The organism is Pelistega ratti, assembly GCF_009833965.1.
In the GTDB taxonomy this organism is placed as follows: Bacteria; Pseudomonadota; Gammaproteobacteria; order Burkholderiales; family Burkholderiaceae_B; genus Taylorella; species Taylorella ratti.
In genome coordinates, this window is the sequence record NZ_CP047165.1 from 1,588,842 (window position 1) to 1,603,408 (window position 14,567).

The following is a 14,567-nucleotide window of genomic DNA, read 5'->3' on the forward strand; positions in this document are numbered from 1 at the left end:
TTACCAACGGAAATGAGAGAAGGCTTTGTTAGCTTCAGCCATTCTATGAGTATCTTCACGTTTTTTCATTGCTGCACCACGACCTTCTGATGCATCAATTAATTCACCTGCAAGACGTAAATCCATTGATTTTTCGCCACGTTTTTTAGCAGCTTCACGTACCCAACGCATCGCTAAAGCGAGACGGCGAACAGGACGTACTTCTACAGGAACTTGATAGTTAGCACCACCTACACGGCGGCTTTTAACTTCGACAATAGGTTTTACGTTATTGATTGCTAGAGTAAAAACTTCTAAAGGTTCTTTACCTGTTTTTTGTGCTATTTGCTCTAATGCACCATATACAATGCGTTCTGCAACAGCTTTTTTACCTGATAGCATAACAACGTTCATGAATTTAGCGAGTTCTACGCTACCGAATTTTGGATCAGGTAGAATCTCACGTTTGGGAACTTCGCGACGACGAGGCATCTTTACTTCCTTTTATGTGACTATTTCAGTTGAACCACTTTCGTGGCCACGGCTGCCTAATAACGAGAACAGCCCCTTACATACCGCAGTATAAAATTTTAACGCAGCTGCGGCTGCACGCTTACCACCCACGGGCAGGAAGCTGATGAAAAAATCTAACTTATTTTTTCGGACGTTTTGCACCGTATTTAGAACGGGCTTGTTTACGATCTTTAACACCTTGAAGGTCTAAAGAACCACGTACAATATGGTAACGTACACCAGGTAAGTCTTTTACACGACCACCACGAACGAGAACAACACTGTGCTCTTGTAAGTTGTGTCCTTCACCACCGATATATGAAATGACTTCAAAACCGTTGGTTAAACGTACTTTGGCAACCTTACGCATCGCTGAGTTAGGTTTTTTAGGTGTAGTAGTGTACACACGAGTACATACTCCACGGCGTTGTGGGCAGTTTTCTAGCGCTGGGCTCTTGCTGCTCACACGACTAGTTTCGCGCGGTTTACGCACGAGTTGACTAATGGTAGGCATAACCTTACTTATCCTATTACTTTGTTTATCTAATGTCTGTTTAACGTGCTGACTTTAATGCACGGGTGGCTTATCCCACCAGATACATAAATGGGTTAGGTTTATGTATAAAAAACTGCTAATTTTCACTAGCAGTCAGCTAGCTTATCACTTTTTTGGTAGCCAGTCAATAAATTCTGTGGTTTTTATCCATAAAAACAATGATTTGGCTCATTTTATTCAATATCAACGTAAACAATAATAAATGAGAAGGTATTTCTTGCATAATGCACCTTCTCTATGATTGAAAGCGATAGGATTAGGTATGTATTCTACGGTACTAATAAGTCATTATCATGACAATCTTAAAGCACTGTTTTAGGTACAGCATAATGTTAGTTTATAAAAATAGATAAACTGCACGATATAGGTCAAAGGAAAAAATAAATATTGGGAACTAAAGCGTAATAGTAAGTACCTACTATAAAACCTCTTCTAATTCTTACACCTAGTTAATTAGGATACATCCCCATTAAGCAACGCTTTTGCCAATGTTAGAACAGGTAAATCCACCATTTGCCCTTCATAGGCAAACGCCGCTAAACCTGTTCTTTCATATTCTGCCAATACTCCTTTTGCCCATTGGATTTGCTTCTCTTTGGGTTGTAAAGCACGTTGCACTGCAAAAACTTGCTGAGGATGAATACATAATGCACCTGCCATACCCATTTGTTTACTACGCTGTATATGCTGAAAAAAAGCCTTTATATTTTTAAAATCAGGATAAACAGCCTCTAACGGTGCTTGAATACCTGCCAAACGACTTTGTAAGATAAGCTGATACCGTAGCTGATTTAGGAAAACACCCCCACCCTCACTCTGTGGCTCAAAACCAAGATCCACTGCTAAATCCAATGCACCAAAAGATACCCCTATCACCGCTGGCGTATGCACGATTGCATTAAGATTCGCTATTCCTTTGGCACTTTCAATTAAGGGGAAAATCTTTTTTTGACTAAGTTGTGCTGCTTGCTGGATAACCTCGCTGCTCTCAGCCTTGGGTAACATCACTGTTTTAATTTGAGGAAATTCTGCACAAAAGGCTAAGTCTTTTTCAAAAAATGCACTCTTCTCACCATTTACTCGTACCCATAAAGCAATATCCTGATGCGTTTGTAGAAATTGACAAAACTGTGCTTGCGCCTTCTCTTTAGTCTCTATAGCAACCGCATCTTCAAAATCTACAATCACTACATCGACACCTGTCGCCATAGCTTTTTCTATACGATCAATACGAGTAGCCGGCACAAAAAGTGCAGACTGAATAACTGACTTCATATTATCCTCCTTATCTATAATCTTCCATTTTAAACTATATCTACCTATCTTTTGATAGCGTAAATATATCATCAAATCCTTCATTCCAAATATACACACTCATATACGGTATATATAGTAGTCAAAAAATTATTATCTCTATTCCAAATACACCCTACCTCTTTTCAAAAAAATAACGTAATATTTTTCATTTGTCAAATTAAGCTAGACATTTTTAGACATTGCTTTTTTAAGAGCCTCTTTTAAATAGATCAGAAAAACATGGTAAGGGGTTTTATAACCGAGAGATTTTCTAGGTATCATGTTTATTTTATTAGCAATACTGGACAAATATGATTGAGTCATTCCTATAAAATCAGTCTGTTTTGGTAGTCCATGTCGGCGTAATAATCCATTAGAATGTTCATTAAGTCCTCTCTGACTTGGACAGCCTGGATCGGCAAAGAAAATATCAATATCATGTGCATTGGCAATCGTTTTCCAGTCAGAGAACTCTTTGCCTCTATCAAAGGTGATGGATTTAAATAAATGAGGTAGAGTTGAAAAAGAAGACATCCAGCGACTGATTGCCTTTTGTATATCCTGTGCTTTTCGTCCATCTGTTTGTAAGGTAATAATAGCTTTAGACTTTCTCTCAACCAGTGTTATCACCGCACTTTGATGATTTTTCCCTACGATAGTATCACCTTCTAAATGCCCAAATTCTTCCTTAAACGCTGGATAATATTTGGCTCGTTCATGAATATCCCTTACAAAAGCTTGTTTACCCCGTGTTTCTTTTCGTCCATTGGCTCTACGCTTACCTTTCCAAGGTAAATCCTCTTTCTTAAAAACACCTCGTTCCACTAAGCGATACAGTGTTCTCATCGAGCAAGAAATTTTCTTGTGATAGACCCCTTTAATCACATCAAAGTTCCACCCCTTATCCAAATGGGCTTGTATTAACGCTCTCTCTTTTTTGGATAATTGGGTTTTACCCCGCCCACAATAGCGCTTATTCTTTTTATACTGTTCATAATACTCATAGGCAGAGTAACCCTTTTTTAACATCGCTATTACCCTATAGATCGTTTGCCTTGATCGATTTAATGCCTTAGCTATATCTATTACTTTTTTACCAATTTGGTAATATGCCTCTATCATAACCAATTCATTTGTGCTAAGATGAGTGTAAGTCATTTATGTTAGTTCCTTTTCAGTAAATGTGGTGTTTATCTGAATCTAATGTAAATGGCTTTTTTTGTCCAGTTTTTTGTCTAGCTTAATTTTACAAATTGGGAACCGAGAGATTTTCTAGGTATCATATTTATTTTATGAGCAATACTGGACAAATATGATTGAGTCATTCCTATAAAATCAGTCTGTTTCGGTAGTCCATGTCGGCGTAATAATCCATTAGAATGTTCATTAAGTCCTCTCTGACTTGGACAGCCTGGATCGGCAAAGAAAATATCAATATCATGTGCATTGGCAATCGTTTTCCAGTCAGAGAACTCTTTGCCTCTATCAAAGGTGATGGATTTAAATAAATGAGGTAGAGTTGAAAAAGAAGACATCCAGCGACTGATTGCCTTTTGTATATCCTGTGCTTTTCGTCCATCTGTTTGTAAGGTAATAATAGCTTTAGACTTTCTCTCAACCAGTGTTATCACCGCACTTTGATGATTTTTCCCTACGATAGTATCACCTTCTAAATGTCCAAATTCTTCCTTAAACGCTGGATAATATTTGGCTCGTTCATGAATATCCCTTACAAAAGCTTGTTTACCCCGTGTTTCTTTTCGTCCATTGGCTCTACGCTTACCTTTCCAAGGTAAATCCTCTTTCTTAAAAACACCTCGTTCCACTAAGCGATACAGTGTTCTCATTGAGCAAGAAATCTTCTTGCGATAGACCCCTTTAATCACATCAAAGTTCCACCCCTTATTCAAATGGGCTTGTATCAACGCTCTCTCTTTCTTGGATAATTGGGTTTTACCTCGCCCACAATAGCACTTATTTTTTTTATACTGCTCATAATACTCATAGGCAGAGCAACCCTTTTTTAACATCGCTATTACCCTATAGATCGTTTGCCTTGACCGATTCAGTGCCTTAGCTATATCTATTACTTTTTTACCAATTTGGTAATATGCCTCTATTATGACCAATTCATTTATGCTAAGATGTCTATAAGTCATTTATGTTAGTTCCTTTTCAGTAAATGTGGTGTTTATCTGAATCTAATGTAAATGGCTTTTTTTGTCTAGTCTTTTGTCTAGCTTAATTTTACAAATTGGGTCTTAAAATAATAGAGTAGAAGTTTATGCTCTATTTGTGTATGATTTCTCTACTGCCTACTATCTAGGTTCAATCTATTTTTTGTTATACACTACAAAATTTCCATTCATTATTTTCTCTATGTCTTATACTCGAAAACCAGCACTAGACGCATTTCGTGCCGCTTTTCCTTATACCATTCCTATGATGACAGGCTTTTTATTCCTAGGGGTGGCATATGGTATTTACATGAAATCACTTGGGTTTAATGCCCTATATCCTATTTTAATGGCAGCGACTATTTATGCAGGCTCCGTTGAGTTTATTGTCGCTGGCTTACTCATTACCGATTTTGATCCATGGAACACCTTTTTAATTGCTTTGATGGTGAGTGGACGACAATTTTTCTATAGTATCTCCATGCTAACCAAATATAGCAAAACGGGAAAGAAAAAAGGCTTATTAATTGCAACCCTTGTTGATGAATCCTTTTCTCTTAACTACCTTGCCAAAATTCCTCCCCATATTGATCGTGGCTGGTATATGCTGAGTGTCAGTCTTTTACTTTATACCTATTGGGTAACAGGTGCTGCATTAGGAGCGCTATTTGGCACGATGCTACCCTTTGATTTAAAAGGCGTAGAGTTTGCCATGACAGCACTATTTATTGTTATCTTCGCAGAACAATGGATAAAAGAAAAATCCCATGCTAGCTCATTACTAGGTATTGGTGTTACCGTTACTTGTTTATTAATTTTTGGTAAAAACCATTTCTTGCTACCAACATTATTTGGTATTTGGTTGATATTAACCCTTTTCCGTTCTCAGTTTGAAGCCATTCTTTCTCGTGAGTGCCACACTGAAACCCAAGGAGATAAAGTATGATGACATTCTCCCAACAGATTATCACTATTGGGCTTGCCGTATTTGCTGTACAGTTTTGTCGCTGGTTACCCTTTATTATTTTTCCAGATAACCGCCCCACCCCACCTTATATTCGCTATTTAGGCTCTATTTTGCCCGCTGCTATGTTTGGGATGTTGGTAGTGTATTGTTATAAAGATATTAGTTTATCTACCTCTCCCTACGGACTACCTGATTTTATTGCTGGCATACTTGTATTTGCCTTGCATCTCTGGAAACGTAATATGTTTCTTTCTATTATGGTGGGAACATTATTTTATATGTTTTTAATACAGCAGGTATTTGTTTAAATTTAAAAGGAATGATTTAAGAAATACTTTTATCATTCCTTTTTCATCGTTTGGTAGGCTCTATTAATAATAGTGTATATAACGATAAGTATCAAAATATAGCAAGAAACTATCTGGGTAATGCACAACGACTATTTAATGCGCTTATATAACCATTATTTAAAACTTACATTAAAAATATTGAGCTTAATACCTAAAAACTTATGCCTTTTTAACACCCGTCAATAAATAATCAATGGTTTCTTTCACCGAGCGAATAGCTGCACCAAACGGTAGGGGGTCTTTACCACGGAAAAATAATCCCTTATCTACCTCACCACGAAAGGCTTCTGCCAAGCGTAAATCAATACAAAACTGACCAATTTTACTAAGACCATCACGCAAACCACACGTTGTCAAACAATTAATTCCTTGCGTGCAACGGCGCTGATCGGCTTTCGCATTGGCTTGTAACTTGCTTTCTCGTTTAAGATAATTCGTTAAAAATTTCGTCTTCACACCACGGGCAGGCAAACCAGCGACTGACATAAACTCTACAATATGCTCTTTTTCTGCACCAGCTAGCGTATTTTTAAAATTAATATGTGCATCACCCTCACGCGTTACCGCAAATGCTGTACCAATCTGTACCGCACTCGCCCCCCAATTTTTCAAAGCAGTTGTGATTTTTTGAAAGTTCGCCATACCACCAGCCAAAATAAGGGGAATTTTTTCACTTTCCAGACCTAGGTTTTTAAATACCTCCATCGTTTCTTCTATGACACGCTTAAAGTCAAACTTCGCATCATTCACCCCCTCTATTGTCATTGCACCTAAATGCCCTGCTGCATGAGCAGGGTGTTCAATGACAATCGCATCAGGTAGAATACCTTTTTTCATCCAACGCTTTAGCACAATCGCAATGCCACGGGACTCTGAGAGGATAGGCAGTAAAGCCACATCTTTATTGCCCCCTGTTAATTCAGGCAAATCTAAAGGTAATCCCGCTCCCATCACAATGGCATCTGCACCCGATTCGCAGGCTTGACGTACTAAATGGGGATGATCTTTTACGGCTTTCATTACATTAACCGCAATCATGCCATTACCTTCACTTTGCTGCTTGGCTTTCTGAATTTCACGGTCTAGGGCAATTAAATTAAGTCGTCTGTATTTTTCTTCACTTGGGTTTTCTTTACTTTCAGCTAATAAATCTTCATGCAAATGACGCAAATCAACACTGGCAATCGTACCAATACCATTTTCACGAGCAACGGCACTTGATAGGCTAGATGCAGATATACACACTCCCATCCCTCCTTGCACAATGGGAATAAGCTCCTTTCCACGAATGACTAATGGTTTAAATGAATGGTCCATTATTTTTTCCTTATCGTATGTATGCGAATAAAGCCCTATACTTATTTACACCATTTAGTATAAATTCCTTATCTCACAAAATTAAAACAGTGTTTGAATATTCTTATTGTATGCCTTTTAATAGCAAAAATCTATTTAAGCATACTTTTTTGACAAGTTTTTTTAAAGTTTTATTAAAAATACCGTTTATACGATAAAACAACTACTCATAGATAGGTTATACATGACAAGTCATTATGTACTTGATACTATGAAATAGTTTTACCCAAATACAATCCAAAGGAGATATTATGCAAAGCAATCAATTTCCTACTTTTTTTCAACAAGCACCCAAATTAGTCATGTATGATGGGTTAGCCCAATTTTTAGGTGCAACACCAAATGGCTTATTAGCATATAGTTATGCCGATGCGGTTCGTTTATGTGGACATTCTTGCCCAACAGTCGCTGGTGCTTATTTGATGACGATCAAAGGATTAGCTGCTCTTTATGACAATGACATACCCGAACGAGGTAAAATTGATGTGGTTATTGCTGGAGAAAGAGATAGTGGTACAGCAGGTGTTGTTGCTTCTGTTGCAACATTACTTACCGGTGCAGCCACTGAATTAGGTTTTGGCGGTATTGGTATGCAATCCCTCTTTGGTCGCCGTAACTTATTAACTTTTTCTGCAGAACTACCTGCTGCCTTAACCCTACGCCGTCAAGATACTGGAAAAACCGTTGCTGTTCACTACCAACCCCATATTGTTCCATTCCCTAACGATATGCGTGAGCTAATGCCAAAAGCGGTCAGCGGTACAGCGACTGAAGCCGAACTTAAACGTTTTGGGGAATGCTGGCAAGAGCGTGTAGAGGCAATTTTGGTAAAAGAAGTGAATAATCCAGAATTGGTTTTTGTGGAAGAATTGAATTAAAAGTATTGTATTGATTTTATAACGCCCTATTAAGTAGTGATACTTGATAGGGTTTTCTCACTATATAACTTAGAGAATTAAAACAAAATCTTATTAGCAGTACTTATAATGTAAGATATTGCACTTTATTTCTTAATCTATTTAGCTTTTAATATCTCTATCCTTTCATTACTGGCTTTTCTTTTATACTTTATATTTGAACTAAAATCTTAATTAAAAATACAAAATATAGACTAAAACAACGTCAAATTCTCATTCACCACTTCAGGTGCTTTTTGTATTTTCGCTAATTTTTCTTTCACCGCACGCACTCGGCGGATACGACAGGCTTTAAGCACATCTCTTTTCTGGGAATCACTTAATTGTTGCCAATGAAACCGCTCATCTCGTGTACGGAAACAGCCCATACAATACCCTTTCTCATTAGATTGGCATACACTGATACAGGGGCTTGGAATTTCAAAAAACTCAAGCTGTTCCATACAATTTCTCTTTATACTTTAACAATTTTGCTACGAACAATATCATAGCAAAGGTTAAATAAATAGGTATAGGGAAGATAAAACAAAATAAAGACAATATCTAAAACAATCGCCTCCCAGATACTCACACCAAGATACCAAGCAATAAACGGAATTGTCATTAAAAATAAGGTAATCTCAAAACCAATTGCATGACATACTCGGATTTTTTTTGTTTTAGTATAACCCTTACGCAATAGATAAAAATCAAATACGGTGTTATAAAACATATTTAATAATAATGCCATCAACGCAATAACAACCGTAACAACCCCCATAGAAAACAAGCTATGATTAAATACCCAAGCACCTAAGGGGGCAGAAATCGTTATCCCTAGCACTTCAAATAAAAAAGCATAGAGAAAGCGTTCAGCAACACTCTTACGATAGACAGCATTAACACTACTCATACAGCGTACTCATACACGCACTAAGGTGTTCTTACCAAATAAACTTTGTACCATCTCAACTGCAATAGTCGCCGTCAAATTGCGTACATCTAATGCTGGGTTTAGCTCCACAATATCCAGTGATGCCATCAGACCCGTATCTGCAATCATTTCCATACAAAGCTGTGCTTCTCGATAATTAGGACCTCCACGAACAGTTGTCCCTACTCCGGGTGCAATCTCTGGATCTAAAAAATCCACATCAAAGCTAATGTGTAAATGTACATCTTTATGTAAACCCTCTAGGGCTTTTTCCATCGTATGTCGCATACCCACTTCATCAATATAACGCATATCATAGACTTGAATACCTGCTTGATGGATAAAGTGTTTTTCACCCTCATCTACACTACGGATACCCACTTGACGAATCATCTCCGCTTTAAGTGTCGGCACATGACCAGACATTTCTACGAGGGCTTTGGGCCCATGTCCAAATAAACATGCCACTGGCATACCATGCATATTACCTGATGGGGTAATCTCTGCGGTATTAAAGTCTGTATGTGCATCTAACCAGATAATACGAAGTTCTTTATTTTGTTCACGGCAATAACGAGCAACCGCACTGATAGAACCTGCACCTAAACAATGATCCCCCCCAAGCATAATAGGTATATGCCCTTGCTTTAATTCGGTATAAATCGCATCATGAGCAAGTTGATTCCATTCAATCACTTCATTCAAATGGCGATAACCCTCAACCGGTTTAGTAAACGGATTAGCTGGTCCATGCAAATTACCTCTATCATAAACTTCAACCCCCATACTCTCTAGCATTTGCGTAATACCTGCTACACGCAATGCCTCAGGCCCCATACTAGCACCACGATGCCCTGCTCCCACATCCGTAGGGACACCAATTAAACTGACTTTTCTTTTCATTGTCTATGCTCCTATCATCATTATCTTAAAATAGCCTTTCGCATCATATCGCATTGCTATCAGATATGCAAATGACTTCTTTTATCTTTCTTATTTTTAGGTAAAATCAACAAGGGTAAAAGCGAATAAATTATTTTGTATAAAAAGAAATTCTATTTATTGTATCTATTTAAAGGAAAAAGAACGGAGAAATAGTGATTAACCAAGCGAGTTTTCTGGAGCAACACGAAAGAACTGCTCAAGCGACTCAACACTATTTGCAGTGATTTTTCCGATATATGATGTATATAAACAGAAAATTTAGTTTTTAAAATATCAACATCATAGAGTATCTATTAAAGGAAAAAGAACGAAGAAATCGTGATTGACAAAGCGAGTTTTCTGGAGCAACGCGAAAGAACTGCCCGAGCGACTCAACACTATTTGCAGTGATTTTTCCGATATATGATATATATAAACAAAAAATTTAACTTTATATTCTCAGGTGTCAAAAATAAAAAAGCAAGCAACAATTGCCTGCTTTTTTATCATTTTATATCATCAAGAAAGGAAAATAACAAAACCTACCCTACTCCATGATATGCCACTATTTATACTCTCTTAGTACAATACACGCGCCTTAATCGTACCATCAATCGCTTTAAGCTGCTCTAAGAAGTCCTCTGTTTTACTATTCTTATCGACATCAATAACGACATAGCCAATCTGTGCATTCGTTTGCAAATATTGACCCACAATATTCACTCCATCACCCGTAAAGACTTTATTAAGGTTACTTAATACCCCGGGTTTATTGACATGGATATGCATATAACGGCTAGCATTTTTGTTTTCAGATAAAGAAACTTCTGGGAAATTAACCGCAGAAAGCGTTGAACCATGATCAGAATAACGCACAATCTTATCCGCTACTTCTATACCAATATTCGCCTGCGCTTCAATTGTAGAGCCACCAATATGAGGTGTAAGGATAACATTATCAAATTTACGCAATGGTGATTTAAACTCTTCTTGATTAGATTTAGGCTCTACAGGGAACACATCAATTGCCGCACCACTAATACGTTTTTCCTCTAATGCCAAGGCTAAAGCATCAATATCAACCACTGTTCCTCGTGAAGCATTAATCAAAATAGCATTCTGTTTCATTTGCGCAATACGCTCTGCACTCATGAGATTCTTTGTACTTTCATTCTCTGGAACGTGTAGTGTCACAATATCGCTTTCCGCCAGTAAATCACTCAGATTAGAAACCGCACGAGCATTACCTAATGGCAATTTAGCTTCAATATCATAGAACAGCACTTCCATACCCAAGGCTTCTGCCAGTACGCTAACTTGTGTACCGATATGACCATAGCCCACAATTCCTAGTTTTTTACCACGCACTTCATGACTACCTTCCGCTGATTTAATCCATTCCCCACGGTGTACTTGTGCATTTGCTTCAGGAATTCTACGCATCAGTAGAATCATTTCACCAAGCACTAGCTCAGCAACGGAACGAGTATTTGAGAAAGGCGCATTAAATACAGGAATACCACGCTTTGCCGCACTTTCTAAATCAACTTGATTTGTACCGATACAAAAACAAGCAATACCAATCAATTTTTTGGCATGAGATAATACTTCATCTGTTAAGCGTGTACGAGAACGAATACCAATAAAGTGTGCATCACTAATGGCATCAATCAAGGCTTGTCCTTCCAGTGCTTTTTTATGAAATTCAATATTGGTATAACCATGGGAACTCAGCACATCAAGCGCATTGGGGTGTACACCTTCTAGTAATAAAATTTTGATTTTACTTTTTTCAAGAGATAATTGTTCCATGTTTAACCTATCAAAATAATGCAAAAAATAACCGAAAAATGCCATTCACTTCTATCGTGGCAACTATAAACTTTACTGACCTTTTAGGTATTTGTCAATTTACATTAAAGATAGACTAAATCTCTTTTTAAATTAAATTTATAGTTAAACTATTTTTATTTCCCTATTCTTACTACAAATAATGCATCACCATTGGATACCCATTTATCATCACAATAGGTACATTGACCCCAAATAAACGCTCTAAATTATGCTCTGTCAGTACCGCCGTTGGTTTACCCTCTAAGATCACTTCACCACTTTTCATACCAATAATATAATCCGCATAAGCTGAAGCATAATTAATATCATGAAGCACCACAACAATTGTTCGCTGATATGTATCCGCAATATGACGAAGCTGTTGCATTAGCTGGCGAGAATGATACATATCTAAATTATTTAAGGGTTCATCTAATAATAAATAATCCGTTGATTGACAAAATACCATAGCAACCATTACTCTTTGACGCTGACCACCTGATAACTCTGTCATAAATCGTTCTCGTAAATCGATTAGTTGAAATTGTTCTAATGTAGCATTAACAATCTCAACATCTTCTGTACGGGGACGACCTTTATGATAAGGATAACGCCCAAACATCAACATACGCCCCACAGTGATACGACTATTCACCGTATTGTCTTGACGAAGAATGGCTATTTTCTTTGCCATTTCATCAATAGGTGTTTTACTCACATCAAGTTGATCAATCAGAATTTTTCCTTGTTGAATAGTTTGCAACCGAGCTATATGTGCAAATAAAGTAGATTTTCCTGCTCCATTAGGACCAACTAAAGCCGTAATTCCCCCTTTGGGGATATGGGTTGTAATATCCTTGAGAATAGGTGTTCCACCTGCCAATTGGTAATGAAGATGCTCTATTGTAATCATAAAGATTTTCGTCTAAGAAGGAGAAGAATAAAGGCTACACCACCGATAAATTCAATCACAACACTCAGCACGCCTTTCATTCCTAAAAAATGTTCAAAAATAACTTGTCCTAAGACCAGCGTAATCGCTCCAATTAAAAAAGCAGCAGGAATTAAAATACTATGTCGATCTGTTTTAAAATATTCGTATGTTAATCCAGAGACTAGTAAACCTAAAAAAGTAATAGGCCCTACTAATGCCGTTGAAACAGCCACTAATACCGCTATTAAAAAGAGAAAAAAGAGAATCCTTTTCTTAAAGTTAATTCCTAAATTAATCGCTTGATCACGTCCTAATGCAATCACATCTAATTCATGCCGACTGTGCCAAATCAAAAGACTCACTACCATAATAATCACTGCACTATAAGGTAATAAATCCGTTTTAATCAGATTAAATTGTGCAAAACTCACACTTTGCACCACTGAATATTCTTCTGGATCAATCATTCGCTGCAAAAAGGTATTAATACTACGGAATAAAATACCAAGAATCACACCCGTTAAAATCATACGGTACAAATCTTCATGGGCTTTAGAAAAAAGGGACGTAAATAACACCATAGATGCACCCAACATAAGCACTACTTCAATACTGAATTTAAACCCTATATTCAATGTTGAATAGGCTATTGCTCCTAAGATAAAAATAAGTAGTGTTTGAATCAATAAATATAAGGTATCAAACCCCATAATATAAGGTGTTAAAATCCGATTGGCTGTAATTGTCTGAAAAAGTAGCGTAGAAACAGAAACCGCATAAGCAACTATTAATAAAGCAAATAATTTGCCACCCCGAAAAGGTAAAACAAATGCCCATTGCCCATTTGCACCAAGGGTCATAAATAATACAATTGCACCTAGTAATACACCACTTAATAGAAAAAGTTTATTTTTTAGCATAGCGTGGTGCTCGACCATAAAGAAGATAAAGAAAAACGATTGTTCCTAAGATGCCGATAATCGTACCCACAGGAATTTCATAAGGGTAGTTGATTACACGGCTAAGAATATCGCAAAATAACACTAAGACGGCTCCTGATAGCATAATCCACGGGAGTGTTTCTTTCACATTATCCCCCATCAGACGGCTCACAATATTTGGGACAACCAAACCAATAAAAGGAATACCGCCTACTGTTACCACGACAATGGCAGAAATAAGGGCAACAATGACCAAGCCCATTCGCGTAATTTGTTGATGATTTAACCCTAAATTTAAACTCATTTCTTTACCCAAACCAGCAATGGTAAATTGATTAGAATAAAAGAAAGAAACCACACAAAGAATACCTGTTCCCCATAGCAACTCATAACGCCCTGTTAATACACTTGAAAAGTCCCCTATAATCCATGCCACCATACTCTGTAGCATATCCGTTTCATAGGCGATAAAAAGACTAATCGCACTAATAACACCCCCATAAAGAATACCGGTTAAAGGGATAAGTAATAAAGCAGTAGGCGGTAGTCGCCGAACAATCATCATAAAACCGCTTAAACCGATAATAGCAACAATAGCAGCCACCAGCATCTTAATACCAAGACTCGCACTTGGTATGAATATAGTAACCAGTAGTAATCCCAATGCAGCCGATTCAGTTGTCCCTGTCATAGAGGGATCAACAAAGCGGTTTCTCATCAGTATTTGCATAATTAAACCTGCATTTGCCACTGACATCCCTGTTAGGATAACTGCTAGTGTTCTTGGTATTCGACTATCTAAAAAAACAGTGAGTGCATTTGCATCAGAAAAAAGACTTGTTAATGAAACATGACTTACCCCTATAAAGAGGCTTACAATAAAAAGTAGGCATAAAATGCCTACCATCATT

General features: G+C 37.3%; 16 protein-coding genes. 3 read left to right on the plus strand and 13 right to left on the minus strand.

What is annotated here, in order from left to right:
* The 5 genes from rpsG to F9B76_RS06940 all read right to left on the minus strand — a co-directional run bounded on the left by rpsG (nt 1) and on the right by F9B76_RS06940 (nt 4,503).
* Nucleotides 1-471, minus strand: a complete 471-nt coding sequence (rpsG, locus tag F9B76_RS06920; protein ID WP_159991455.1) for a 30S ribosomal protein S7 — start codon at nt 469-471, stop codon at nt 1-3.
* Nucleotides 472-631: 160 nt separating this feature from the next.
* Nucleotides 632-1,006, minus strand: a complete 375-nt coding sequence (rpsL, locus tag F9B76_RS06925) for a 30S ribosomal protein S12 (RefSeq protein WP_159991456.1) — start codon at nt 1,004-1,006, stop codon at nt 632-634.
* Between the two features lie 495 nt (nt 1,007-1,501).
* Nucleotides 1,502-2,323 (minus strand): HpcH/HpaI aldolase/citrate lyase family protein, encoded by an 822-nt coding sequence (locus F9B76_RS06930; protein WP_159991457.1) that lies wholly within the window; start codon nt 2,321-2,323, stop codon nt 1,502-1,504.
* 204 nt (nt 2,324-2,527) lie between these two features.
* Nucleotides 2,528-3,502: an IS30 family transposase gene (locus F9B76_RS06935; RefSeq protein ID WP_159991176.1), complete on the minus strand. Its 975-nt coding sequence runs from the start codon at nt 3,500-3,502 to the stop codon at nt 2,528-2,530.
* Nucleotides 3,503-3,579: 77 nt separating this feature from the next.
* A complete protein-coding gene (locus tag F9B76_RS06940) occupies nt 3,580-4,503 on the minus strand; it encodes an IS30 family transposase (protein ID WP_159991458.1) in 924 nt (307 codons plus the stop codon).
* A 220-nt stretch (nt 4,504-4,723) separates the two neighbouring features.
* Here F9B76_RS06940 and F9B76_RS06945 point away from each other — a divergent pair, with 220 nt between their 5' ends.
* Nucleotides 4,724-5,467 carry an AzlC family ABC transporter permease gene (locus F9B76_RS06945; RefSeq protein ID WP_159991459.1) on the plus strand — a complete coding sequence of 248 codons (744 nt, stop codon included), beginning with the start codon at nt 4,724-4,726 and terminating at the stop codon, nt 5,465-5,467.
* Entirely contained in the window at nt 5,464-5,796 is a 333-nt protein-coding gene (locus F9B76_RS06950) for a branched-chain amino acid transporter permease (protein ID WP_201289292.1), read from the plus strand. The genes F9B76_RS06945 and F9B76_RS06950 overlap by 4 nt, the downstream gene beginning before the upstream one ends.
* A gap of 201 nt (nt 5,797-5,997) precedes the next feature.
* Here F9B76_RS06950 and F9B76_RS06955 read toward each other — a convergent pair whose 3' ends face one another.
* A complete protein-coding gene (locus F9B76_RS06955; protein ID WP_159991460.1) occupies nt 5,998-7,155 on the minus strand; it encodes an NAD(P)H-dependent flavin oxidoreductase in 1,158 nt (385 codons plus the stop codon).
* Nucleotides 7,156-7,445: 290 nt separating this feature from the next.
* On the opposite strand from F9B76_RS06955, the gene F9B76_RS06960 reads away from it, so the two are divergent.
* Nucleotides 7,446-8,072 carry an FmdE family protein gene (locus tag F9B76_RS06960; protein ID WP_159991461.1) on the plus strand — a complete coding sequence of 209 codons (627 nt, stop codon included), beginning with the start codon at nt 7,446-7,448 and terminating at the stop codon, nt 8,070-8,072.
* A gap of 233 nt (nt 8,073-8,305) precedes the next feature.
* Here the strand turns inward: F9B76_RS06960 and F9B76_RS06965 are convergent, their stop codons facing one another.
* The 7 genes from F9B76_RS06965 to F9B76_RS06995 all read right to left on the minus strand — a co-directional run bounded on the left by F9B76_RS06965 (nt 8,306) and on the right by F9B76_RS06995 (nt 14,566).
* Complete coding sequence (locus F9B76_RS06965) at nt 8,306-8,554, minus strand: DUF1289 domain-containing protein (RefSeq protein WP_159991462.1); 249 nt, start codon at nt 8,552-8,554, stop codon at nt 8,306-8,308.
* A gap of 11 nt (nt 8,555-8,565) precedes the next feature.
* On the minus strand, nt 8,566-9,003 hold the full coding sequence (locus F9B76_RS06970; RefSeq protein WP_159991463.1) for a PACE efflux transporter: 438 nt from the start codon (nt 9,001-9,003) through the stop codon (nt 8,566-8,568).
* A gap of 9 nt (nt 9,004-9,012) precedes the next feature.
* Nucleotides 9,013-9,927, minus strand: a complete 915-nt coding sequence (gene rocF / locus F9B76_RS06975; RefSeq protein WP_159991464.1) for an arginase — start codon at nt 9,925-9,927, stop codon at nt 9,013-9,015.
* Nucleotides 9,928-10,527: 600 nt separating this feature from the next.
* Nucleotides 10,528-11,760, minus strand: coding sequence for a phosphoglycerate dehydrogenase (gene serA / locus F9B76_RS06980; protein ID WP_159991465.1), 1,233 nt, complete (start codon nt 11,758-11,760; stop codon nt 10,528-10,530).
* 172 nt (nt 11,761-11,932) lie between these two features.
* Nucleotides 11,933-12,694 (minus strand): iron ABC transporter ATP-binding protein, encoded by a 762-nt coding sequence (locus tag F9B76_RS06985; protein ID WP_159991466.1) that lies wholly within the window; start codon nt 12,692-12,694, stop codon nt 11,933-11,935.
* Complete coding sequence (locus F9B76_RS06990) at nt 12,691-13,635, minus strand: iron chelate uptake ABC transporter family permease subunit (RefSeq protein WP_159991467.1); 945 nt, start codon at nt 13,633-13,635, stop codon at nt 12,691-12,693. The genes F9B76_RS06985 and F9B76_RS06990 overlap by 4 nt, the downstream gene beginning before the upstream one ends.
* Complete coding sequence (locus tag F9B76_RS06995) at nt 13,622-14,566, minus strand: ABC transporter permease (RefSeq protein WP_235914903.1); 945 nt, start codon at nt 14,564-14,566, stop codon at nt 13,622-13,624. Before F9B76_RS06995 ends, F9B76_RS06990 begins: the two co-directional genes overlap by 14 nt.
* Nucleotide 14,567 lies beyond the last annotated feature (1 nt).

Excerpts from the sequence above, each read along its gene's own strand:
- rpsG (WP_159991455.1), bottom strand. The coding sequence starts at position 471 with ATGCCTCGTCGTCGCGAAGTTCCCAAACGTGAGATTCTACCTGATCCA.
- rpsL (WP_159991456.1), bottom strand. The coding sequence starts at position 1,006 with ATGCCTACCATTAGTCAACTCGTGCGTAAACCGCGCGAAACTAGTCGT.
- F9B76_RS06930 (WP_159991457.1), bottom strand. The coding sequence starts at position 2,323 with ATGAAGTCAGTTATTCAGTCTGCACTTTTTGTGCCGGCTACTCGTATT.
- F9B76_RS06935 (WP_159991176.1), bottom strand. The coding sequence starts at position 3,502 with ATGACTTACACTCATCTTAGCACAAATGAATTGGTTATGATAGAGGCA.
- F9B76_RS06940 (WP_159991458.1), bottom strand. The coding sequence starts at position 4,503 with ATGACTTATAGACATCTTAGCATAAATGAATTGGTCATAATAGAGGCA.
- F9B76_RS06945 (WP_159991459.1), top strand. The coding sequence starts at position 4,724 with ATGTCTTATACTCGAAAACCAGCACTAGACGCATTTCGTGCCGCTTTT.
- F9B76_RS06950 (WP_201289292.1), top strand. The coding sequence starts at position 5,464 with ATGATGACATTCTCCCAACAGATTATCACTATTGGGCTTGCCGTATTT.
- F9B76_RS06955 (WP_159991460.1), bottom strand. The coding sequence starts at position 7,155 with ATGGACCATTCATTTAAACCATTAGTCATTCGTGGAAAGGAGCTTATT.
- F9B76_RS06960 (WP_159991461.1), top strand. The coding sequence starts at position 7,446 with ATGCAAAGCAATCAATTTCCTACTTTTTTTCAACAAGCACCCAAATTA.
- F9B76_RS06965 (WP_159991462.1), bottom strand. The coding sequence starts at position 8,554 with ATGGAACAGCTTGAGTTTTTTGAAATTCCAAGCCCCTGTATCAGTGTA.
- F9B76_RS06970 (WP_159991463.1), bottom strand. The coding sequence starts at position 9,003 with ATGAGTAGTGTTAATGCTGTCTATCGTAAGAGTGTTGCTGAACGCTTT.
- rocF (WP_159991464.1), bottom strand. The coding sequence starts at position 9,927 with ATGAAAAGAAAAGTCAGTTTAATTGGTGTCCCTACGGATGTGGGAGCA.
- serA (WP_159991465.1), bottom strand. The coding sequence starts at position 11,760 with ATGGAACAATTATCTCTTGAAAAAAGTAAAATCAAAATTTTATTACTA.
- F9B76_RS06985 (WP_159991466.1), bottom strand. The coding sequence starts at position 12,694 with ATGATTACAATAGAGCATCTTCATTACCAATTGGCAGGTGGAACACCT.
- F9B76_RS06990 (WP_159991467.1), bottom strand. The coding sequence starts at position 13,635 with ATGCTAAAAAATAAACTTTTTCTATTAAGTGGTGTATTACTAGGTGCA.
- F9B76_RS06995 (WP_235914903.1), bottom strand. The coding sequence starts at position 14,566 with ATGATGGTAGGCATTTTATGCCTACTTTTTATTGTAAGCCTCTTTATA.